The sequence below is a fragment of the Kutzneria buriramensis genome (assembly GCF_003387475.1).
Classification (GTDB): Bacteria; Actinomycetota; Actinomycetes; order Mycobacteriales; family Pseudonocardiaceae; genus Kutzneria; species Kutzneria buriramensis.
This window is the reverse complement of record NZ_QUNO01000029.1, coordinates 69,012-91,161: the sequence shown is the minus strand read 5'-3', so window position 1 is coordinate 91,161 and position 22,150 is coordinate 69,012. Positions and strand designations below refer to the sequence as shown.

Genomic DNA, 22,150 nt, shown 5'->3' with positions numbered 1-22,150 from the left:
ACAGAATTGCCTCTGCCACCCTGATTCCATGACAACAGAACAGGTTCGACCGAAGATCGGCGACGTGCGGCCCTTGCTGAACAAGGTCCCCCAGGTGACCGCGATCTTCTGGGTCATCAAGGTGCTGACCACCGGCATGGGCGAGACGACCTCGGACTTCTTCCTCCTCAGCGACGCCGATCCCAGCGTCCCGGTGAGCGTGGCGTTCCTGGCGCTGATCGCCGCCCTGGTCGCGCAGATCTCGGTGCGGCGGCACATCACCTGGCTCTACTGGGCGACGGTGGTGCTCGTGAGCGTCGTCGGCACGATGGTCGCGGACATCATGCACTACATGTTCGACGTGCCGTACGTGACGTCGACGGTGTCCCTCAGCATCGTGCTGACGGTGATCTTCGCGGCGTGGTACGGGACCGAGCGGACGCTGTCGATCGGCGGCATCACCACGCGCCGCCGGGAGATCTTCTACTGGCTCACGGTGATGGCGACGTTCGCCCTCGGCACCGCGGCCGGCGACCTGGTCGCGGACACCGCGAATCTCGGCTATTTCGGCGCCGGCGTCCTGTTCGCCGTCGCCATCGCGGTCCCCGGGCTCGCCCGGAAGGCCTTCGGCCTGAACGCGACCGTGGCCTTCTGGGCCGCGTACGTCCTCACCCGACCACTCGGCGCGTCCTTCGCCGATCTGTTCGGCATGCCCGCCGAGAACGGCGGCCTCGACCTCGGGCTCGGCCCGGTCAGCCTGGTGCTGACCGCCGCGATCGTGGTCCTCGTCGGGTTCAGCGCCACCCGTCGACAGGCTCCTACAGGCGTGTAGCATCGATTCAAGTTAAGCAAGCCTTACCAAAGGAGCGTGCCGCGGTGTGGGTCGACGGGCTGCCCAACCTGGTCATCGGCCTGCGCGAGGGGTTGGAGATCGGCCTGGTCGTCAGCATCCTGCTGGCCGCCGTGCGCCGGGCCGACCCCGATCGCGGCACCGCGGCGGTGTGGCTGGGCGTGCTGGCGGCGGCGCTGCTGTCGCTGGGCTTCGGCGCGGTGCTGGCGTTCTCCCGGGCCGAGCTGACGATCACCGCGCAGGCGATGTTCGGCGGGCTGCTCAGCCTGGTCGCGGTGGTCCTCGTGACGTGGATGATCTTCTGGATGCGGCGCACCGCCCGCGGCCTGTCGGGCGAGCTGCGCCAGAAGATCGGCCACGCGCTGACCGTCGGCTCCGCCGCACTGGCCGCCACCGCGTTCCTCGCCGTCGCCCGCGAGGGCCTGGAGACGGCGCTGTTCCTGTGGACGACCGTGCAGGCGTCCGGCGACACGGTCGCGCCGCTGGTCGGGGCCGCGGTCGGCCTGGCGGTGTCGATCTTCCTGTGCTGGTTGATCGTGCGAGCCAGCGTCCGGGTGAACCTCGGCGTGTTCTTCTCCCGCACCGCGGTGCTGCTGATCGTCATCGCCGCCGGCGTGCTCGCGTACGGGGTCGGCGAGCTGCAGACCGCCGGCCTGGTGCCGGGCCACAGCTGGCTGGCGTTCGACCTGTCGACCACGATGTCGACGGACAGCTGGTGGGTCTCGCTGATCTCCGGCATCACCAACCTGTCGCCACGCATGACCGTGCTCCAGGTCGCCGTGTACCTGGGCTATCTGGTCACGGTGCTGGCGGTGTTCCTCCGCAAGCCCGCCACGGACACCGTCCCGGCCGAGCGCCCGACGCGACGGACGCCGCCCTGGATGTACGCCACCGCCGCGGTCGTCCTGCCGCTGCTGGCGGTCGGCATCTTCGCACTGGTCACGCCCTCTGGCGGCGGCGCGTCGACGGAGGTCACCGTCACGGCCGACGGCTGCGCGAAGGACTGGGCCGGCGGGCCCGCCGGCTCGTCGACGATCACGGTGGTCAACAAGTCCGGCCACGGCGGGGAGATCTACCTCACGCGCGCCACCGACGGCGGCGTCATCGGCGAGATCGAGGGCCTCGGCCCCGGCACGCGCCGGTCCATCACCGTCGACCTGCCGGCCGGCCAGTACAGCTGGCGCTGCCTGGTGCCGGGCGAACTGGACCAGGTCTCCCCCGTCGCCGTGGTCACCGGCGCGGCCGGCTCGGCGGCGCCGGCGGTGAAACCGGTGTCCGACAACGACCTCAAGGGACCGGCGAGCTCGTTCACCGGCTACATCTCCGACAAACTGGCCACTTTGGACGGTCAGACCGGCGACCTCGCGGCCCGGCTCGCCGCCGGCGACCTGGACGGGGCGCGGGCGGCGTGGCTGACCGCGCAGCTGACGTGGGAACGGATCGGCGCCGCGTACGGGCAGTTCGACGATCTCGGCATCGCCATCGACGGTCTGCCGCAGGGCCTGCCCCAGGGCGTGGCCGATCCCGGCTTCACGGGCCTGCACCGCGTCGAATACGGCCTGTGGCACGGTCAGTCGGCCGCCGACCTCGCGCAGGTCGCCGCCAAGCTCCAGCAGGACGTCCAGGGGCTGCGGCGCAAGCTCACGTTCGACCCGGCCGATCTGCCGCTGCGAGCGCACGAGATCCTCGAAGACGCCCTCCGCCGCACCCTGAACGGCCAGACCGACCAGGGCTCCAACACGGCGTTCGCGCTGGTCGGCGCGGACGTGGAGGCCACGAACGCCGTGCTGGACCGGCTCGCCCCGCTGCTCGACGCCCGCACACCCGGCCTCGTCGCCACCGCCCGCCAGCAGCTCGCGGCCGTCACCGCCGCCGTGGCGACCGGCAACCGGCAGGTGGTCGACGCCCGGGTCGGCGCCGCCGTGGAAACCCTGTCCACCATCCCCACCCTGCTCGAAGTCCGGGCCAGCTGAAGGAGCCGACATGTCCCTGAGCCGACGCCACTTCCTCCAGGGCGCGGGCGCCGGTGTCGCCGGCACCGCTCTGGTCGGCGGCCTCGCGGCGGCCGGCGCGCGGGCGGACACCGGCAGCGCGCCGGCGGTGCCCGAGTCGTATCCCTTCCACGGGCCACGCCAGGCCGGCGTCGCCACGCCGCCGCAGCGGTTCGCGACCTTCGCGGCGTTCGACGCGACCGCCGCCGACCGCGCCGGCCTGACGGCGATGTTCAAGGCGCTCACCGACCGGGCCCGCTTCCTGACTGCCGGCGGCACGCCGCCCGATCTGGGGGTCGGCGCGCCGCCGTCGGACAGCGCCGTGCTCGGGCCGGCGGTGCCGGCCGACGGCCTGACCGTCACCGTTTCCGTTGGGGCGTCGCTGTTCGACAGCCGCTACGGGCTGCGCAAGCCGGCCGGGTTGTCGGCGATGCCGACGTTCCCGGACGACGTGCTCGATCCCGCCTGGTGCCACGGCGACGTGATGGTGCAGATCTGCGCCAACAACATGGACACCGTGCACCACGCGCTGCGGGACATCGCCCGGCACACCCGTGACGGCATGCAGCCCCGCTACCGCCTCGACGGCTTCGGCTCGCCGCCGCGCCCGGCCGGCACGCCGCGGAACCTGTTGGGATTCAAGGACGGCATCTCCCAGCCGGGCGAGGACGTGGTGTGGCTGCCGGACGGCAGCTGCTACCAGGTCGTGCGGTTCATCCGCATGCTGGTGGAGTTCTGGGACCGGGTGTCGATCTCCGAGCAGGAACGGATGTTCGGCCGCCGGCGGGACAGCGGCGCGCCGCTGGACGGCAGCGCCGAGACCGACATCCCGGACTACACAAGGGATCCCGACGGCAAGGTCATCCCGCTCGACTCGCACATCCGGCTGGCCAATCCCCGCACGCCGGGGACGGCCCGCATCCTGCGCCGGCCCTTCAACTACGACCGCGGCTTCCAGCCCAACGGCACCATCGACGCCGGCCTGCTGTTCTGCTCCTTCCAACAGGACATCGGCAAGCAGTTCGAGGCCGTGCAGAACCGGCTCAAGGGCGAGCCCCTGACCGACTACGTGACCCCTTACGGCGGCGGGTACTTCTACGTGCTGCCCGGCGTGCGGGACAACTCCGACCACTACGCCAGCGCGCTGCTGGCCTGACGCTACCGCCGGCGGGTCCGCAGCCGCGGAATGACGATGAGCGCCGCGCCGCCCAGCAACAGCACGGCGGCGACGACGATCAGCCAGCCGCCGCTGAAACCGGTGTACGCCAACGGCGCGGTGCCGACAGCGGTGGTCGTCGTGGCGGCGACGGCCGCCGCCGCGGTCGTGGTGGTGATGGTCGGGGGCGTCGTGGTCGTGGTCGAACCCGGCTTCGTGGTCGGTGTCTCGTTCGAGCTGCTGCTGGTGTTACTGGTGGTCTTGCTGGTCGACGACGTCACCGTGCCGCAGGCGAACCAGTGGCTGATCGTCGCGGGACCGCCGCTGTTGCCGGCGGTCGGCGAGTGGAGGTTCTTCCACGGCAAGGAACCCAGCGCGCCGGGCAGGTAGACGTTGAACGCGTGCGCGCCCTTCACCACGATGCCGGTGAGGGTGACGCCGTCCGGAATGCCGGTCACGGTGATGTACGTGTCGTCCTCGGTCGCCGTTACCTGAACGATCTGACCGGGAAGGTGCGCCTGCTCACACGTGACGGCGTTGTCCCCCAGGTAGAGGACCGCCCGGTCGTCGCCCGCCGTCGGCGTGTTGTCGCCCTTCGCCGCGACCGCCGTGCCCGACACGGCGAGCGCGGCGCCGGCGGCGAGCACCACCGCGGCGATGGATCTGAGCAGACCGGACTTGACCATAGTGGACTCCAGGAAGCAGCGGAATGGCGTTGCCGCGGGATCATGCGCCGTCCGCTCCGCTATGGACAGTGTCGTTGCCTTTTTGTTAGACACCGCCCCGGGGTTTCGCTGCGCCACCGGCTGGACCATGATGGCGCGGTTGTCGGCGGTTCGGTGAAGGTGGTGAGGGCGCAGGTGTCGGTCTGTCCCGAGGACAACGTGCCCGACCCCACCACCGCGCTGCGCGCCGCGCGTGACGACGGCGACGAGGGCGCGTTCCGGGTGCTGTACCGTGCCGTGCAGCCAAATCTGCTGCGCTACCTGCGCGCCCTGGTCGGTGAGGATGCCGAGGACGTGGCGTCGGAGGCATGGCTCCAGATAGCCCGGGACCTGCGGACCTTTCGCGGCGACCTCGACGGATTTCGTGGCTGGGCCGCGACCATTGGCCGTAATCGGGCCCTGGACTTGCTGCGCCACCAGCGAAGACGTCCAGTCAGCTCGATGGAGGACGAGCAGCTCGTGGAGATGCCGGCGCGCGAGGACACCGCCGAGTCCGCGGTGGCCGCGATCGGCACCGACGCGGCGCTGGCGTTGATCGCCGAACTGCCCCGTGACCAGGCGGAAGCCGTGCTGCTGCGGGCGGTCATGGGCCTGGACGCCACGGCCGCCGCGAAGGTGCTCGGCAAGCGCGCCGGGGCCGTCCGCACGGCGGCCCACCGCGGGCTGCGCCGGCTGGCCGAACTGATCGACATGGCGCCGGAAAACCGCAGGTCAGCGCGTGGTGTGACACAAATGGGCCCGACGACGCTGAAGGAGGTGAGATGAGCAAGCACACCGATCGCCACCCCCTTGACCGGCGCACCGCCGAGCGGTTGCTCGACGGCGCGCCGGTCGCCGGCGGGCATCCGCTCGCCGACCTGCTCGCCGCCGCGACTGTCCCCGCAGGTGGCGGCGAGCTGGCCGGTGAGGACGCGGCTGTCGCGGCGTTCCGTGCCGCTCGTCCCGGCCCCGTCTCACATCGCAGGCCGTCGAAGCTCAAAAACCTGGCCAACGCGAGGATCGCGGCCGTCGCCGCCGCGGTGGCCGTGATCCTCGGCGGTGTCGCGACCGCCGCCGCGACCGGCTATCTCCCCACGCCGTTGGGCGGGCACCCCGCCGTCGTGCCCGCCCACGCCAGCGCCGCCGAACCGTCGTCGACGACGTCCTCGACCAGCCACACCACCAAGCCCGACAACGACGATCACGGATCCCCCACGTCCGGGGCATCCCCGTCGCCGTCGTTGACGGGGCTGTGCAACGCCTACATCGCCGGCGCGGGCTCGGACCACGGCAAGGCCCTCGACAACCCGGCGTTCGGCTCGCTGATCGACAACGCCGGCGGCCGAGACAAGGTCGACGAGTACTGCGCGGATCTCCTCGCCGGGCAACAAGGTCACAACGGCGACACGAACGGCAACGGGAAGGGCCACGATCCGAAGGGCTCGCCCGCCAACCATCCCGACCACACCACCGGGCCGCCGAGCACGCATTCGAACCACTAGACCGGCGGCGCCAGGGCCTCCCACCCGGCGCCGCGTCCAGGACGGGCGGTGGTGTTCCCCCAGGCATCGCCGCCCGTCCTCACTCCACAGAGGACGCCACCGCGACAGCGGTCACGACCAGGACCGCTGTCAGGCCGAGGAAACCGCCAGCCAGGCCGGCAGCGACGGCGATGCCGCCCACCAGCAGCGGACCGCCGGCGTCACCAAGCTCCCGCCCCACCTCCGCGCTGCCCATGGTCTGCCCCAACCGCTCCGGCGGCGTGACGGCTGCGAGGGCGGCGAATCCCAAGGGCGTCACGACACCGGTTCCAGCACCGATCGCCAGCGCCGCAACGAGGATTCCCACCAGGCCCGGCAACGCCGCCGCCACGACGAAGCCGACGGCGGCCAGCGCCAGGCCGGCGGCCATGCCCACCTTCTCCGACAGGCGGCCGGCATCACGCGCGCGACCGGCGTACGGCTGCACCACGGCGGCCGCGGCGGCGAGCACCGACACGGCAGCGCCGGTTGCCACCGTTCCCAAGCCCGCGGCGGCGCCTTGTACCGGCAGGAATCCCACGCCCACGGCCAATGCGGCCGTGCTGGCGGCCAAAGTCCCCGTCGGCCGAAGGAATCCCGGACTGGAGATCCGGCGCGCCAGATCCAGCACGGTCTGACGGACCTTCGGCAACGGCTCGACGGCCGGTACGGCAACGAGGGCCCACACGGCGACGGCGAGTGCCAGGCCGGCGAGCGTGGCGAACAGCAACGGGAAGCCGCCGACGGTGATGAGCACCCCGCCGAGCACCGGTCCGAGCGCGTAGCCCAAGCCCTTCCACGCCCCGTAGCTGCCGAATGCCCGACCGTGACGGGCTTTCGGCGCGAGGCGGGCGACCATCGCGCTGGCCGCCGGCGAGAACGCCGCGGCCGCCGCGCCCTGTCCGAACCGGGTCAGGCCGACCGCCCCGGGCTCGCCGGCGAAGACGAAAGCGGCCGAGGCGAGGGCGAAGGCCAACAGGCCGCCGAGCAACACCGGCCGCGGCCCGATCCGGTCCACCACGGCGCCGAAGACCGGTTTGAGCACGATCTCGGCGCCGTCGTAGATGGCGAGCAGAATTCCCAGCGTCAGCAGGGAACCGTGCTCGTAGCCGCCGAGGCTCGCGGCGATGCTGTGCGCCCCGAACGCCGTGACGAAACCGGCCGCGTACAGCGGGGTCACATTTCGGGCGATCACACCGGCGAGGGTAGCGACCGTGCCGTGACCGGCCGGCCGAGTGCCCACGCGGCCGGGACGCTGGCGACCGCGATCAACGTGATGGCGGCGAGGCCGACGGCGATCGGCCGGCCCGGCAGGACGAACGTGGCGATGGTCAACGGGCTGCTGACGATCAGCCCCCACGCCGACCAGCGCGGCACGGCATCGGCGCTGAGCAGCGCGATGCCCAGCAACACGTACGCCACGAGGTGGCCGACGATGTACACCACCAGCAACGGGTTCATCACCGGGTCGACGGAGAACCGGTCATACAACGCGGCGTAGGAGGCGGCGTTCGGCAGGTGGGCCATCTGGTCGGCGAGATCGTCGAGGGCGGTCAGCGCCGAGTACGGCAGCCACCCCAGCACCGCGAGCAGGCCGCCGATGGTCGCCAGCCACGGTGTTCGCGGGTACGCCAACCACGCCAGGCCGACGGCGCTGAGCGGCAGCAGGAACGAGGCCAGCGCGAACATCGCGAGGTGGGTGCCGTTGCCCAGCGGATCGGCGGCGGCGTTGCGGGCGATGCTGACGGCACCGTTCTCGTGGATGGCCGGGCTGAGCAGGCCGCCGACGCACGCGGCCAGCGGACCGCCGACCACCGCCGCCGCCAGCACCGTGCGAATCAGTCGTGCAGGATCCATGATGACCTCCGAAGGCTGTTGGGAAACAGCCAGCTCGACGGCTTGTCGGCGGTCGTCTGCCCAGCGACGGCATCGGGGCTGCGCGAGGGCGTGCAGCCCCCGCCGCCGGTCTACGTCGCCGGACGTAGGTCAGCCCGAGCGGCCGGGGCGGACCAGGCCGGACTCGTAGGCGAAGACCACCACCTGGGCGCGGTCCCGGGCGGCGAGCTTGATCATCGCGCGGGACACGTGGGTGCGGGCGGTCGCCGGGCTGATCACCAAGCGGTCGGCGATCTCGTGGTTGGACAGGCCGCGGCCGACCAGCGCGACGATCTCCCGCTCCCGGTCGGTCAGCAGCCCCAGGGCCCGCTGGGTGGGCCCGGTCGGTGAGCCGCCGGCGGCGAACGCGGCGATCAGCCGCCGCGCGGCCTGCGGCGCCAGCAGCGCGTCCCCGGCGGCGGCCAGCCGGATGCCCCGGAGCAGGTCGGTCGGCTCCGCGTCCTTGAGCAGGTAACCGGCCGCGCCGCCGCGGATCGCCTCGAACACGAGCTCGTCATCGTCGAACGTGGTCAGCACGAGCACCTTGACCTGCGCCAACGTGTCGTCGGCGGCGATCGCGCGGGTGGCGGCGAGGCCGTCCAGGCGCGGCATCCGGATGTCCATCACGACCACGTCCGGCCGATGCTCGCGGGCCGCCGCGAGCGCCTGCTCGCCGTTGTCGGCCTCGGCGACGACGGTCAGATCGGGCTCGGCCGTGATCAACGCCCGCAGCCCGGACCGGATCATCACCTGGTCGTCGGCGAGCACGATCCGCAGCGGATTCACCTGTCCTCCAACGGAAGTCGGGCATGCACGGCAAAGCCGCCGTCCGGTCCCGGGCCCGCGCGCAGCTCGCCGCCGAGCGTCCGCGCCCGTTCGGCCATGCCCCGCAGGCCGTGCCCGGCGGTTGCGGTCGTGCCGACGCCGTCGTCGGTCACGTCGATCTGCAGCCAGCCCTCGGTCCGCTCGATCCGCACCGACGCCGTCGCCTCGGGTCCGGCGTGCCGCATCACGTTGGTCAGCGCCTCCTGCACGATCCGATACGCGTCCGTGCCCGCCGGCTCCGGCACCGACTCGTCGACGTGCAGGTCGACGGTCACGCCGCTGGCTCGGACCGAGTCGACCAGCGCCGGCAGCTCGGACAGCCCCGGGCCGGAGCGCACCGCCGCCAGCGCGGCGCGGGACTGGGCCAGCGCGTCGTTGCTGACCTCGCGGATCGCCCGCAGCGCCTCGCGAGCCTCCTCCGGCTGTCGGTCGATCAGGTGCAGGCCGACCCCGGCCCGCAGGCTGATGGTCGCCAGGCTGTGCGAGAGGACGTCATGCAGCTCGCGGGCGACGCGCAGGCGTTCCTCGGCGGCTCGCCGTGCCGCCTCTTGCTCGGCCTGGCGCCGGCGCAGCGCGGCCGCGCGGGCGACGAGCACCGCCGCGACGGTCCACACCACCGCCACCGCGACCATCGAGGCCGCGTTCCAGTCCTCGGGCCGACCCGTCGCCACGGCGATCGCCACTCCCCCGGCCGCCGCCAGCGGCACCCACACCCGTGTCGCCGCGACGCCGACGACCAGCGCGACCAAGCCTGCGCCTGCACCGATGTAGACCGGCCAGCCGGCGAACCGCAGCCACAAGTACGCAGTCGCGGCACCGACCGCCACGAGGTATGCCGGCACCGGGTGGTTGCGCCGCACCGCCAGCGCCAAGCCGCCCACGACAAGCAGCGCCAACGCCAGCGGCGTCACCGGCCGCGTGTCAGGCTGGGTGACCCGGTCCACCAGCGAGACGGACGCCATGAACGCGGCGAGCGCCACCGCCGCGAGCACGTCGACCATCGGCGCCGCCAGCTTCATTCGCACAGCGTAGGCATCCGACGCCAGATCCACGCACCGGCGACGAGTTGCAGCGCGCCGCCCACCAGCCGTACCGAATGCCACGGCAGCGGAACCGCGATCAGCACCGCCGACAGCGCGAACACCACGGTCGCCGGTCGGGGCACCGGCCGAGCCTGCCACATCACGACCGCGAAGAGGATCACGCCGATCGGGAACAGCGCCGCGGGATAGAGCATCGCGCCGCGCGGCCAGGTGAGGAAACTGTCCACAATGGTCATCGCGCCGGGCCAGCCGTCGCGATAGGCCCGCCCCAGCGCCGGCATCGCAAAGTTGACCACGCCCAGGCCCGGCAAGATCGCGCCCGCGCCGAGCACGGCGCACACCAGCGCCGCGGTCAGCGTACGGCGATATCCGTACGGCAGGAGCACCGCGAACAGGGCCAGCACACCGAACGGCACCAGCAGCGTCGGCAGGATGCTGCCGACGAGTTCGCCCACCAGAAAGGACGTGCTGGTGACGGTCGCCGCCTCGGCCGGCTGCGGGATGCCGTAGCCGACGCTGTCGAAGGTGCCGATGTTGCCGAGCAGCTTCAACACGCCGCCCGCCGGCAGCACCAGCAGCCCGGCCCGGACGAGCCGGGTTCTGGAGGTTGTGGTCATGGGCCCCAGTAGAGCCGGCTCGACGCCGCCGGTAATCGCCCCTGGGACTGCACTCGGGCTACGTCCGCTGACGTATCACTCCGCCTTGCCGTAGCGGACGACCTCCACCTCGTCGAGGACCACCATGCCCTCCTCGACCAGCTCGTCGAGCTGGGGCAGGAAGGCGCGCACCCGCTCGTCGGCGTCGACGATGAGCACCACCACCGGCAGATCCTCGCTCAGGTTCAGCAGCCGGGTGGTGTGGATACGGGACGCCGCGCCGTAGCCCTCGATGCCGGTCAGCACGGTCGCCCCGGCCAGCCCGGCTTCCCTCGCCCGGCGGACGATCTCGTGGTAGAGCGGCTTGTGCCGCCACCGGTCGTCCGCGCCGATGAAGATCGACAGCCGCGTGGCCCGCATCAGCGCCTCCGTGCGGTGTACCGGTGGACCTCCACCTCGTCCAGAGTGACCAGCCCGCCGGTCATCAGCTCCTCGAGCTCGGGCAGGAAGGCCCGGACGCGCTCCTCGGCGTCGACGATCACGATCAGCTGGGGCAGGTCGTCGCCGATGGGCAGCAGGTGCGGGGTGTGGATCCGCGCGGTGGCGCCGAATCCCTCCACGCCCTGGACCACCGTCGCCCCGGCCAGGCCGGCCTTGTGCGCCCGGTGCACGATCTCGCAGTACAGCGGCTTGTGATGCCAGGTGTGCCGCTCGCCGATGAAGATCGAGAGCCGCATCGCCCGCCCGGTCGACTTCATGGCGCTCGCCTCCTGACCCCGTGCCACGAGTAGAGACCCGGTGCGGGGCAAGGTCAAGCATCACCGCGCCGTGTGCACTCCGCCGTTCACGTGGATCACCTGACCGGTGAGGTGACCCGCGTCCGCCCGGCCGAGGAAGAAGATCGCCTGCGCGATCTCGGCCGGCGTGCCGGCGCGGCGGTTGAACGCGGTGGCCACCCGGCCCGCCACCCACTCCTCGGACACGGTGCCGGCGAAGAACTCGGTGTCCAGGGTGACGCCCGGCGCCACGATGTTGGCGGTGATCCCACGGACTCCCAGCGTCCGCGCGGTCTCGACGTTCCACGCCTCCAGGGCCGCCTTCGCTGCCCCGTACGAGCCGGATCCCTGTTTCGCCGCCACCGAGCCGACGGTGACGATGCGCGCGCCGTCCGCCAGCCGCGGCTTGAGGGCCTCGGTGACGAGGACCGTGGTGAGGACGTTGGCCTCGAAGTTGGCCCGCCACCCGTCGGCCAGTCCGGCGAGGTCGCCGGCGGCGACGGGCGGACGCCGCCGGTCGGTGTTGCCGCCGGCATTGTTGACCAGCACGTCGATGCCGGTCGGCAGCTGGTCGAGCGCCGCCTGCACGGCCGCCGGATCGGCGGCGTCGAACGCGAGGTGGGCCACGCCCAGCCGCTTGGCGGCGGCGGCCAGCACCTCCTCGCGGCGACCGGTGATCGTGACGTCGTGGCCGGCCTCGGCGAACAGCTCGGCGGTGGCGGCGCCGATGCCGGTGCCGCCACCCGTGATGACGACAGTGCGCTTGGTCGCAGGGCTCATGGCCAGGAGTCTCGACCTGTGGTGCTCGAAGTGTCAAGCGATGTTCGAACATCTGTCGCCATGTCGAAGTTGTGTATCCTGCCGGGCATGCCGACCAGCGCGAAGACCCGCACGGACGAGGTGCACGCCCGGCTGCGGGCCGACATCCTCGCCGGGCGCTACGCGCCGGGCGAGCGGCTCAAGTTCACGCCGCTGTGCCAGGCCTACGACGCCAGCGTCGGGCTGGTCCGGGAGGTGCTGAGCCGGCTGGCCGAGCAGGGGCTCGTGCTGGCCAGCCCGCAGGTCGGCTTCCAGGTCACGCCGATCTCCGTCGACGACCTGCTCGACCTGACCCGGACCCGGATGGACATCGAGTGCCTGGCGCTGCGGCGCGGCATCGAGCGTGGCGACACCGCCTGGCGGGCGCGGGTCGTCGCGACCCACTTCACCCTCGCCGACACCCCTCGCCGCGACCCGTCCGAGCCGACCCGCGTCACCCCGGCGTGGGAGGCCGCGCACGCCGACTTCCACGACGCCCTGCTCGCAGGCTGCGGCAGCCCTCGTCTCTACGCCATCGCGACCGCGCTGCGGGACAGCGCCTGCCTCTATCGCCGCTGGTCGGAGGCCATCGACTCGTCGGACGCCGCGCGCGATCCGGCCCGCGAACACGCCACCATCTGCCAGCACACGATCGATGGCGACGCGGACGCCGCCGTGGCCGCGCTGGCCGCGCACATCGAGCTCACCACCACGTTGATCGTCGCCTCGCGGGCGTGACCTACGGCCACGCTCCCCCGGAGCGTGGCCGTACGTGCTTATAAGGGTCAGCCGGCAGCGTTGATCAGAGCCAACGTCTGCTGCTGGAAGGTGCTGGCGTCGTTGGTCTGCGAGCCGACGGCGTAGAGGGTGCGGCCGACCGCGGCGATGCCGGACAGGTCACCGCGCTGCGAACCGCTCGGCGTCGGCACGATCGCGGTGGTCGTGCCGTTGGACTGCTCGGAGATGGTGGCCAGCGACTGGTCGCCGACGAACCACGCGTCGTTCGGGCCGACCGCCTTGACACCCTTCAGCACGATGCTCTTGCCGCTGACCGCCGGCGTCGCCACGATGCTCCACGCCGTGCCGTTCCAGTGCTCGGCCAACGCCTGGCTGCCGACGGAGCCGACCGCCCAGACGTCGTTCGCCGACGCCGCCGACACGGCGTTGAGGTTCGCGCTGAACGACGGGTTGGTCGCCGGCACCGGCACCGAACGCCAGCCGCCGCCGGTGAACCGCTCGACGAAGGCCGTCAGCCGGAAGCCCTCCGGGTTGAGCGCCTGTCCCACGGTGCCGACCGCCCACACCGTGCCGTCCGGCGCGACCGTGACGCCCTTGAGGAACTCGATCCCGTTGCTCGGGGCCGCAACTCCCTGGACGACCGTCCACGCGGCGCCGTCCCAGTGCTCGATGATCGGCTTGGACTCGTTCACCCCGTCCTGGCCGACCGCCCAGACATCGTTGGCGGCACGGGCGCTGACCGCGTTCAACTGGCTGTTCACGCCGATGTTCGGGCTGGGCACGATCGTCCAGGCGGCGCCGTCGAAGTGCTCGATCAGCGTCTCCTGCGGCCCGCTGCTCGCGAACGTCGTGCCGACCGCCCAGGCGTCGGTGGCCGACACCGCCGACACGCCTCTGAGGATGCCCGAGGAGTCCGGGCTCGGCGCCGCCATCAGGTTCCAGCTCGTGCCGTTCCAGCTCTCGATGGTGGCTTTGCCATCGGCGTCGCCGACCGCGAAGCCGTGCGTATCGTCCACCATGGACACTGCGCTGAATCTGGTGTCACCGGTGGCGTTGTTGGCGCTCGGCATGACCGTCCACGGCGTCGTGGCGGCGAAGGCGGTCGAGGCCAGCACGGCCGTGGCGGCGATGCCCGATACGGCGGCGAGGGCCGCGCGGCGGGCGACCGAGGCGATGTTTGTCGTCATGCCGAGGGATACCGGCACGAGTTACGCCGCTTTCGTGTGATGAATTGACCGATGGGGCACGGCCTGTCGGCAATCGGTCGATCACCACGTTGGCGCGCATACGATTCCCGGCACACCGACGAAAGGTCGTCATGGACGCCGATGTCATCGTGGTCGGCGGCGGGCTCGCCGGGCTGGTCGCGACCGCCGAACTGGCCGACGCCGGCCGCCGCGTGCTGCTGCTGGACCAGGAACCCGAGGCCAGCCTGGGCGGCCAGGCGTTCTGGTCGTTCGGCGGGATGTTCCTGGTCAACAGCTTCGAGCAGCGGCTGCTGTGCGTGCGGGACTCCGAGGAGCTGGCACGGCAGGACTGGCTGGGCAGTGCGGCGTTCGATCGCGGCGTCGACAACCCGCTGGGGGAAGACTTCTGGGCCCGGCAGTGGGCCGAGGCATACGTGCACTTCGCGGCGGGTGAGAAGCGATCATGGCTGCACGGCCGGGGTTTGCGGTGGTTCCCGGTGGTCGGCTGGGCCGAGCGCGGTGGCCAGCTGGCCGATGGCCACGGCAACTCGGTGCCGCGATTCCACGTCACCTGGGGCACCGGCCCGGCGGTGATCGAGCCGTTCGTACGAAGGGTGCGGGCCGCCGCCGAACGCGGGTTGGTGGAATTCCGCTTCCGCCACCGGGTCGACGAGGTCACCGTCACCAACGGGGTCGTCGACGGCGTCCGGGGAGCCGTGCTCGAGCCGAGCGCCGCGCCTCGCGGCACGGCGAGTTCCCGGGTCGTGATCGGCGACTTCGAGCTGCACGCGCAGGCGGTGCTGGTGGCCTCCGGCGGCATCGGCGCGAACCACGACCTGGTGCGCGCGAACTGGCCCGTCGAGCGGCTCGGCCCGGCGCCGCAACGGATGCTGACCGGAGTTCCGGCCCATGTGGACGGTCGGATGCTCGCCATCAGCGAGAAGGCCGGCGCGCGACTGGTCAACCGTGACCGGATGTGGCACTACACCGAGGGCGTCCAGGACTGGGAGCCGATCTGGCCGAACCACGGCATCCGCATCCTGCCGGGCCCGTCGTCGCTGTGGTTCGACGCGCGCGGAAACCGCTTCTCGGCCCCCGCGTTCCCGGGCTTCGACACCATCGGCACCCTGCGCGCGATCGGGCAGACCGGGCACGACCACTCGTGGTTCGTGCTGAACGAGAAGATCATCGCCAAGGAGTTCGCGCTGTCCGGTTCGGAGCAGAACCCGGACCTGACCGGCAAGAACATCCTCGCCACCCTGGGCCGGGTGTTCCACTCCGGGCCGCCCGCGCCGGTGCGGGCGTTCATGGACAAGGGCCCGGACTTCGTCGTCGCGCGAACGCTGTCGGAGCTGGTGGCCGGCATGAACCGGGTCGCCGGCAACACGCTGCTCGACGTCGACACGCTGCGCCGGCAGATCGAGGCACGCGACCGCGAGGTGACCAACTCGTTCACGAAGGACGCTCAGCTGACGGCGATCCGCGGCGCACGGCGGTATCTCGGCGACCTGCTGGTACGAACCGCGTCCCCGCACCGGCTGCTCGACCCGGCCGGCGGCCCGCTGATCGCCGTCCGGCTGAACATCCTCACCCGCAAGACGCTGGGCGGCCTCCAGACGGACCTCACCGGGCGGGTTCTGCAAGCCGACGGCCAGCCGCTGCCGGGAATGTACGCGGCGGGCGAGGTTTCCGGCTTCGGCGGCGGTGGCGTGCACGGTTATCGGGCGCTGGAGGGCACTTTCCTCGGCGGCTGCGTGTTCACCGGCCGCACCGCCGGACGATCCCTGGCCGCGGCTCTCGGCTAGGACCGCTCGGGCAGACCGGGCTGCCTTTGCGGCCGGCGCCGCCGGTCAGTCGGCCGGCGGCCACACCGGGACGGGCTGCCGGCCGGACGGGAAGCGGACGTTCTTGGCCCGCACGAACTCGTGCAGGGTCTCGGCCCAGTTCTCCCGGCCGAAGCCGCTGGCCTTCACGCCGCCGAACGGCGATCCGAGGAACGACCGCCGCAGGTAGTTGTTGACGAAGATCATCCCGGCCTCGAGCCTCTCGGCCAGCCGGCTCGCGCGGAAGTGGTCGGTGGTGATGATCGCGGCGGTGAGGCCGTAGCTGGTGCCGTTGGCGACGGCCACGGCCTCGTCGTCGGTGTCGAACACCATCAGCGAGGCCACCGGCCCGAAGATCTCCTCCTGGGCAACGGTGTGGTGCGGCTGGACGTCGACCAGCACCGTCGGCGGCACCCAGAAACCGTCCCGAAGGCGCTCCTCGGTCGGTGCCTCGCCCTGGTAGGCGATCTTCGCGCCCTCGCCGACGGCGGTGTCGATGTAGGCGAGGACCTTCTGCTGCTGCCTGGCGTCGACCATCGCGCCGATGTCGGTGTCCGGGTCGAGGCCGTCGCCGACCTTCAGCGTGGCCGTCTTGGCGACGAAGCGCTCCACGAACTCGTCGTAGCGCGAGCGGTGCACAAGGATCCGCGAGGTCGACGTGCAGGCCTCGCCCTGGTTGTAGAACATGCCCTCCACCGCGACGTCCACCGCCACCTGCATGTCGGCGTCGTCCAACACCATCAGCGCGTTCTTGCCGCCGAGCTCCAGGGTCGCGTACGTCAGGTTCTCGGCGGCGGAGCGCAGCACGTGCCGACCGGTGGCGGTGGCGCCGGTGAAGGTGATGCGCTCGACTACGGGGTGACCGGCCAGCGCGGGGCCGGCGGCCAGGCCGGCGACGGCGTTGACGACGCCGGGCGGCAGCACCTGGTTGACGATCTCCACCAGCCGCAGCACCGCCAGCGGGGCCTGCTCCCCCGGCTTGATCACGACGGTGTTGCCGGCGGCCAGCGCGGGCGCGGCCTTCTTGGTGAAGTGCAGCGGGGGCCAGTTGAACGGCAGGATCGCGGCGACCACGCCGTAGGGCTCGTAGTGCACCCGGGCCTCGATCGCACCCTGGTCGAGGATCGTGCCGTGCAGGGTGTCGGCGAGGCCGCCGAAGTAGTCGAAGCCGGCCGAGCTGAAGGAGACGTCGAAGCGCGCCGCGTCCCGGCGCGGCTTGCCGACCTCGCGGGCCTCCAGCTCGGCGAGTTCGTCGGCGTGCTGACGAATCACCCCGGCGACCTTGCGCAGCAGCCCGCCCCGCTCGCGCGGGGTCAGCCGGCCCCACTCGCCCTCATACGCCCGGCGGGCGACCCGGACGGCCCGGTCGACCAGGGCCTCGTCGGCGGCAAGGACCTCGGCGAGGTGGCCGCCGGTCGCCGGTTCGAGCACGGAGAACCAGGAGCCGTCCGCGGGCAGCACCCACTCGCCGCCGATGAACGCTCCCCAACGGCCGTCAGAGGTCACGATAGCTTTCCTTCCTCGGATGCGAACGATTGCAACGGCGGCATACCAGTGCGCTTTTCGCGACGTCGATCAGTTCCGGGCGGGCCCGGTGGAGCCGCGGGTGACGAGTTCCACCGGCAGCACGATCCGCTTCGCCGGCCCCGCCGGGTTGGCGATGCGTTCGAGCAGCAGCCGGGCCGATTCGAGGCCGATGTCGTAGTGCGGGATGCGAATCGTGGTGAGCCCCGGCCGCTGCCGGTCGGCGAACGGGATGTCGTTGAAGCCGGTGACCGAGATGTCCTCGGGCACCCGCAGGCCGCGCGACGCCAGCGCCGCGTAGCAGCCGAGGGCGATCAGGTCGTTGCCGGCGACGATGGCGGTCAGATCCGGCACGGTGTCGAGCAGGCGCAGGGTCGCCTCGAAGCCGGCGTCCTCGGTGAACGCCTCGGCGAAGGTGACCGGCTCCGCGCCGTCCATGGCGTCCACGAAGGCCCGATAGCGTTCCCAGCCGGTGGAGAGGTGCCGTGGGCCGGCCACATGGCCGATCCTGGAGTGTCCAAGGTGGACCAATGCGCGGACCAGCATGTGCACGCCGACGGAGTTGTCCGCGGTCACCGACGGCACGCCGCCGGCGTCGGTGCGGCGGTTCACCAGCACCGTCGGCACCTCCGCGGGCAGCGCGTCGTCACGACGGCTGGTGGCCAGGATGAAACCGTCGGTCTGCCGGCCGCGCATCGCGTCGAACAGCTCACGCTCGCGCACGGCGTCGCCGTCGGTGTTGCCCAGCAACGCCATGTAACCGGCCTCGCGCAGGCCGTCCTCGATGCCCCGCACGATCGGCGGGAACACGGGGTTGCGCAGGTCCGGGATGATCACGCCGGCGACCGAGGACGTCCGCGTCCGCAGGCTGCGTGCCGCCGAGTTCGGCGCGTAGCCGAGCGCCTTGGCCGCCTCCAGGACCCTGGTCACCGTGCGCGCGTTGACCATGCCGCGGGTCGCCGAGTTCAGCGCCCGGCTGGCAGTTGCCGCGTGCACGCCGGCCCGGTCGGCGACGTCCTTGATCGTCGGCACCCTGTCCACCCCGTCAGCATAGAGACGCGCAGGTCACCAGGTGACTGCCACGTACTTGGACTCCGTGTACTCCAGCAGCCCCTCGTGCCCGCCCTCCCGGCCGAGGCCGCTCTGCTTGACGCCGCCGAACGGCGCCGCCGGCTCGGAGACCAGGCCGCGGTTGAGGCCCACCATGCCGGACTCCAGCGCCTCGGCCAGCCGCAGGCCGCGGGCCAGGTCGCCGGTGTACACATAGGACACCAGGCCGTGCTCGGTGTCGTTGGCCAGCCCGATCGCCTCGGCTTCGTCGTCGAACACGACCACCGGCGCGACCGGGCCGAAGATCTCCTCGGCGAGGATCGCCGCCCCTGCCGGCACATCGGCGAGGACCGTTGCCGGGTAGTGGAAACCGGGGCCGTCCGGGCGCTTGCCGCCGGTCAGCACCCTTGCGCCGGCGGCCACCGTCTCGTCGACGAGTTCGCTGACCTTGTCGACGGCGGCGGCGTTGACCAGCGGCCCCAGTTCGACCGACGGGTCGATGCCGGGGCCGGCCCGCAGCGCGCTCATCCGCTCCGCGAGCCGCCGGCCGAACTCCTCCGCCACGCCCCTCTGCACGAAGAACCGGTTCGCGGCGGTGCAGGCCTGGCCGCCGTTGCGCATCTTGGCGATCATCGCGCCGTCGAGCGCGGCGTCCAGGTCGGCGTCGTCGAACACCAGGAACGGGGCGTTGCCGCCGAGTTCCATCGACGTGCTCACCACACTTTCAGCGGCGGCGGCGAGCAACTTGCGCCCGACCTCCGTCGAGCCGGTGAACGACAGCTTCCGCACGCGGGGATCGTCGAGCATGGCCGACACCACGGCACCGGACCGCGTGGACGGCACGACGTTGACCGTGCCGGCGGGCGCGCCGGCCTCGGCCAGAATCTCGGCGATCGCCAACGCGGTCAGCGGCGTTTCCGATGCCGGCTTCAGCACGACCGTGCAGCCGGCGGCCAACGCGGGGCCGATCTTGCGGGTGGCCATCGCCGCCGGGAAGTTCCACGGCGTCACCAGCACGCTCACGCCGATCGGTTGGCGCAGCACGAGAATCCGGTTCGCGCCGCCGGGCGCGGTCTGCACGGTGCCGGCGACCCGCACGGCCTCCTCGGCGTACCAACGGAAGAACTCGGCCGCGTAGTTCAACTCGGCGCGGGCGTCGGGCAGCGCCTTGCCGTTCTCGCGGACGATCAGCGTCGCCAGCTCCTCGGACCGCTCGTGCATGAGTTGGAACGCCCTCAGCAGCACATCCGCCCGCTGCCGAGGCGCGGTCGCCGCCCAGGCCGGCAGCGCCGCGGCGGCCGCGCCGACGGCGGCCAGGCCGTCCTCGACAGTCCCGTTCGCCACGGTGGTCAGGGTTTCGGCGGTGGCCGGGTCGAGGACGGTGATCCGCGCGCCGTCGGACGCGGGACGCCACTCGCCGCCAATGAACAGGTCCTCTGCCATTCTCACTCCTCAGTAGGCGTTGCGCCCATCAGTAGGAATTGGCAACGAACAGTTCCTGCGCCGGGAACCTGGTCAGCACCGCAGCGCCCTGCTCGGTCACCATGACCTCTTCCTCGATGCGGGCGGCGGAGAAGCCGTCCGAGGCCGGGCAGTAGGTCTCCAGCGCGAACACCATGCCGGCCTTGATCTCCACCGGATGGCCGATGCTGTTGAGCCGGGAGATGATCGGCCGCTCGTGCAGGCCGAGCCCCAGCCCGTGGCCGAACTGGAGGCCGAACGCCGCCATCTCGTCGGCGAAGCCGAATTCCGTTGCCGCCGGCCACACCCGGGCGATGTCGTCGGTGCCGACACCGGGCCGCACGGCCTCGATCGCGGCGTCCATCCACTGCCGCGCCCTGGTGTAGGCGTCGCGCTGCGACGCGGTGGCGCTGCCGACGCCGAACGTCCGGTAGTAGCAGGTGCGATATCCGTTGTACGACTGGATGATGTCGAAGAACGCCTGGTCGCCGGGGCGGATGATGCGGTCGGAGAAGTTGTGCGGGTGCGGGTTGCAGCGCTCGCCGGACACCGCGTTGATCGCCTCGACCTGGTCGGAACCCATTTCGTAGAGCCGCTTGTTGGCCAGCGCGACGATCTCGTTCTCGCGGATGCCCGGCTTGAGGGCCTCCACGATGTCCTGGTAGACGCCGTCGACCATGGCGGCCGCCTGGGACAGCAGGGTGATCTCGTCCACCGACTTGATCTCGCGGGCGTCCAGCATCAACTGCTGGGCGTCGACGACCTTCAGCCCCTGCCGCTGCATCTCGAACAGGAACGGCGGCTCCACGATGTCCACGCCGACCGGCGCGTGGGCGACGCCCGCCTGGGTGAGGAGGTCCTTGATCCGGGTGACGGCGTCGCGCATCAGCCCCGCCTCCGGGGCGATCGCGCCGCGCAGCCCGAGCATGCCGGCGCGGCAGTTCTCCGGCGCCAGCCAGGGCGAGTACAGCTGGTGGTGCCGCGCCGCCGAGCCGAAGTCCCACAACATCGGCTCGCCGTCCCGGGTGAGCAGCGCGTACCGGGTCATCTTGTCGCCGAGTGCGCCGCCGATCCACGTCTGCGTGGTGTAGCGGATGTTGTAGAAGTCGAACAGCAGGAACGCGCCGCATTCGCTGCCCTGCAGGGCCTCCTTCGCGCGGGCCAGGCGGTGCCCGCGCAGCCGGTCGAAGTCGACGCGCTGCTCGAAGTCGACCGCGCCGTGGCCGGGCGCGGGGATCGGCCGCTCACTCATCGGGCGTCAACCCGTCGTCCACGGCCGCGTTCTCGGCCTCGAGGGTGATCCCCGAGCGGCGGGCCTGCTCCAACAGCAGTGTCGCGAAGTCCTCGTCGGTGTGCCCTGCGCCGATCGCCTCGGCGACCAGTTGCGCCGTCGCCGAGGCCAGCGGCATCGGCGCCTCGAGAGTGCGCGCGGCGGCCAGGCCGAGGTCGAAGTCCTTGCGCAGCAACGGCATCGTGAAGGTGGGCGTGAAGTCCAGGTTCACCAGCGCCGGTGACTTGTAGCGGCTGAACGTCGAGCCCATCACGGAGTCGTTGACGAAGTCGAGGAAGGCGGCCCGGCTGACGCCGCCCTTCTCGGCCAGCACGGTGATCTCCGCCAGCGACTGGATCACCACGCCGAGGAACACGTTGTGCGCGATCTTGACCAGCCGCGCGACCTCGTCCTCGCCGACGTACGTGACCCCACGGCCGAGTGCCCGCAGCACCGGCTCGACCTCGTCGAACACCGGTCGCGGCCCCGACACCGCCAGCGTCAGCTTGCCCGAGGCGACGACCTTCGGGTTGCCGCTGACCGGCGCGGCCAGCAACTCGGATCCGCGCTTGCGGGCGGCCACCCGCACCGCCGCCGAGGCCTCCTCGGACACCGTGGAGGAGTCGATCAGCACCTTGGGCGCGGCGTCGGGGTGCGTGAACAGGCCGCCCTCGCCCGAGGTCACTTCCTCGAGGTCGGCCGACGCCGCCACCATGGTGAACACGATGTCCCGGCCGGCCAGGTCCACCGGCTGGTCGACGACGTGCGCACCGTGCTCGACCAGCGCCTCGGCCTTGCCGCGGGTTCGGTTGTAGACCGCGACGTCGTAGCCGGCCGCGCACAGCCGGCGGACCAGTTCCGCGCCCATGCGACCGGCGCCGATCCAGCCGATCCCGCTCTCACCCGGACTGGCCATCGTGGACACCTCCAGTTGCAATCGATTGCACTCACAGTCCTCCGAGGCGTACCGTCCCGTCAAGCCTC

Annotated in this window: 22 protein-coding genes; 7 read left to right on the top strand and 15 right to left on the bottom strand. The window is 71.8% G+C overall.

The genetic code is table 11. The features are described from left to right. The first annotated feature begins 28 nt into the window (after positions 1-28). The 3 genes from BCF44_RS50220 to BCF44_RS50210 are packed head-to-tail and all read left to right on the top strand — an operon-like array spanning position 29 to position 3,976. Positions 29-811 carry a COG4705 family protein gene (locus BCF44_RS50220; protein ID WP_116181682.1) on the top strand — a complete coding sequence of 261 codons (783 nt, stop codon included), beginning with the start codon at positions 29-31 and terminating at the stop codon, positions 809-811. Positions 812-855: 44 nt separating this feature from the next. Then, positions 856-2,802 carry an iron uptake transporter permease EfeU gene (efeU, locus tag BCF44_RS50215; RefSeq protein ID WP_246016273.1) on the top strand — a complete coding sequence of 649 codons (1,947 nt, stop codon included), beginning with the start codon at positions 856-858 and terminating at the stop codon, positions 2,800-2,802. Positions 2,803-2,812: 10 nt separating this feature from the next. Beyond that, the gene (locus BCF44_RS50210) at positions 2,813-3,976 is read left to right on the top strand and encodes a Dyp-type peroxidase (RefSeq protein ID WP_116181681.1); all 1,164 of its coding nucleotides are present in this window, start codon (positions 2,813-2,815) and stop codon (positions 3,974-3,976) included. A 2-nt stretch (positions 3,977-3,978) separates the two neighbouring features. Here BCF44_RS50210 and BCF44_RS56230 read toward each other — a convergent pair whose 3' ends face one another. Next, positions 3,979-4,662 carry a hypothetical protein gene (locus tag BCF44_RS56230; RefSeq protein WP_170218183.1) on the bottom strand — a complete coding sequence of 228 codons (684 nt, stop codon included), beginning with the start codon at positions 4,660-4,662 and terminating at the stop codon, positions 3,979-3,981. Positions 4,663-4,815: 153 nt separating this feature from the next. Between BCF44_RS56230 and BCF44_RS50200 the strand changes: the two genes are divergently transcribed. Further along, positions 4,816-5,466, top strand: coding sequence for an RNA polymerase sigma factor (locus BCF44_RS50200; RefSeq protein ID WP_246016272.1), 651 nt, complete (start codon positions 4,816-4,818; stop codon positions 5,464-5,466). Further along, on the top strand, positions 5,463-6,182 hold the full coding sequence (locus BCF44_RS50195) for a hypothetical protein (RefSeq protein ID WP_116181679.1): 720 nt from the start codon (positions 5,463-5,465) through the stop codon (positions 6,180-6,182). Before BCF44_RS50200 ends, BCF44_RS50195 begins: the two co-directional genes overlap by 4 nt. Positions 6,183-6,261: 79 nt before the next feature. Here the strand turns inward: BCF44_RS50195 and BCF44_RS50190 are convergent, their stop codons facing one another. From BCF44_RS50190 to BCF44_RS50155, 8 genes are all read right to left on the bottom strand, one after another. After that, positions 6,262-7,395, bottom strand: a complete 1,134-nt coding sequence (locus tag BCF44_RS50190) for an MFS transporter (RefSeq protein WP_211353615.1) — start codon at positions 7,393-7,395, stop codon at positions 6,262-6,264. After that, positions 7,392-8,057 (bottom strand): hypothetical protein, encoded by a 666-nt coding sequence (locus BCF44_RS50185; RefSeq protein ID WP_116181678.1) that lies wholly within the window; start codon positions 8,055-8,057, stop codon positions 7,392-7,394. The genes BCF44_RS50190 and BCF44_RS50185 overlap by 4 nt, the downstream gene beginning before the upstream one ends. A gap of 129 nt (positions 8,058-8,186) precedes the next feature. Then, on the bottom strand, positions 8,187-8,861 hold the full coding sequence (locus BCF44_RS50180; protein WP_281283256.1) for a response regulator: 675 nt from the start codon (positions 8,859-8,861) through the stop codon (positions 8,187-8,189). Then, positions 8,858-9,919 carry a sensor histidine kinase gene (locus BCF44_RS50175; protein ID WP_116181677.1) on the bottom strand — a complete coding sequence of 354 codons (1,062 nt, stop codon included), beginning with the start codon at positions 9,917-9,919 and terminating at the stop codon, positions 8,858-8,860. The genes BCF44_RS50180 and BCF44_RS50175 overlap by 4 nt, the downstream gene beginning before the upstream one ends. Continuing rightward, complete coding sequence (locus BCF44_RS50170; protein ID WP_116181676.1) at positions 9,916-10,560, bottom strand: hypothetical protein; 645 nt, start codon at positions 10,558-10,560, stop codon at positions 9,916-9,918. The genes BCF44_RS50175 and BCF44_RS50170 overlap by 4 nt, the downstream gene beginning before the upstream one ends. 75 nt (positions 10,561-10,635) lie before the next feature. Then, complete coding sequence (locus BCF44_RS50165; protein WP_116181675.1) at positions 10,636-10,959, bottom strand: DUF190 domain-containing protein; 324 nt, start codon at positions 10,957-10,959, stop codon at positions 10,636-10,638. After that, on the bottom strand, positions 10,959-11,297 hold the full coding sequence (locus tag BCF44_RS50160; protein WP_116181674.1) for a DUF190 domain-containing protein: 339 nt from the start codon (positions 11,295-11,297) through the stop codon (positions 10,959-10,961). The genes BCF44_RS50165 and BCF44_RS50160 overlap by 1 nt, the downstream gene beginning before the upstream one ends. A gap of 60 nt (positions 11,298-11,357) precedes the next feature. Then, positions 11,358-12,095: an SDR family NAD(P)-dependent oxidoreductase gene (locus BCF44_RS50155; RefSeq protein ID WP_116181673.1), complete on the bottom strand. Its 738-nt coding sequence runs from the start codon at positions 12,093-12,095 to the stop codon at positions 11,358-11,360. Between the two features lie 87 nt (positions 12,096-12,182). On the opposite strand from BCF44_RS50155, the gene BCF44_RS50150 reads away from it, so the two are divergent. Continuing rightward, entirely contained in the window at positions 12,183-12,851 is a 669-nt protein-coding gene (locus BCF44_RS50150; RefSeq protein WP_116181672.1) for a GntR family transcriptional regulator, read from the top strand. Between the two features lie 47 nt (positions 12,852-12,898). On the opposite strand, the gene BCF44_RS50145 is transcribed toward BCF44_RS50150, so the two are convergent. Next, positions 12,899-14,038 (bottom strand): hypothetical protein, encoded by a 1,140-nt coding sequence (locus BCF44_RS50145; protein ID WP_116181671.1) that lies wholly within the window; start codon positions 14,036-14,038, stop codon positions 12,899-12,901. A 131-nt stretch (positions 14,039-14,169) separates the two neighbouring features. Here BCF44_RS50145 and BCF44_RS50140 point away from each other — a divergent pair, with 131 nt between their 5' ends. Continuing rightward, on the top strand, positions 14,170-15,843 hold the full coding sequence (locus tag BCF44_RS50140) for an FAD-binding dehydrogenase (RefSeq protein WP_116181670.1): 1,674 nt from the start codon (positions 14,170-14,172) through the stop codon (positions 15,841-15,843). Positions 15,844-15,888: 45 nt separating this feature from the next. On the opposite strand, the gene BCF44_RS50135 is transcribed toward BCF44_RS50140, so the two are convergent. The 5 genes from BCF44_RS50135 to BCF44_RS50115 all read right to left on the bottom strand — a co-directional run bounded on the left by BCF44_RS50135 (position 15,889) and on the right by BCF44_RS50115 (position 22,082). Further along, positions 15,889-17,367, bottom strand: coding sequence for an aldehyde dehydrogenase family protein (locus BCF44_RS50135; RefSeq protein WP_246016271.1), 1,479 nt, complete (start codon positions 17,365-17,367; stop codon positions 15,889-15,891). Between the two features lie 69 nt (positions 17,368-17,436). Further along, positions 17,437-18,426: a LacI family DNA-binding transcriptional regulator gene (locus BCF44_RS50130; protein ID WP_211353614.1), complete on the bottom strand. Its 990-nt coding sequence runs from the start codon at positions 18,424-18,426 to the stop codon at positions 17,437-17,439. Positions 18,427-18,450: 24 nt separating this feature from the next. Next, positions 18,451-19,878, bottom strand: a complete 1,428-nt coding sequence (locus tag BCF44_RS50125) for an NAD-dependent succinate-semialdehyde dehydrogenase (RefSeq protein ID WP_116181668.1) — start codon at positions 19,876-19,878, stop codon at positions 18,451-18,453. Positions 19,879-19,906: 28 nt separating this feature from the next. Continuing rightward, complete coding sequence (locus tag BCF44_RS50120; RefSeq protein ID WP_116181667.1) at positions 19,907-21,148, bottom strand: M24 family metallopeptidase; 1,242 nt, start codon at positions 21,146-21,148, stop codon at positions 19,907-19,909. Then, the gene (locus BCF44_RS50115; RefSeq protein WP_116181695.1) at positions 21,141-22,082 is read right to left on the bottom strand and encodes an NAD(P)-dependent oxidoreductase; all 942 of its coding nucleotides are present in this window, start codon (positions 22,080-22,082) and stop codon (positions 21,141-21,143) included. The genes BCF44_RS50120 and BCF44_RS50115 overlap by 8 nt, the downstream gene beginning before the upstream one ends. Between the last annotated feature and the right edge of the window lie 68 nt (positions 22,083-22,150).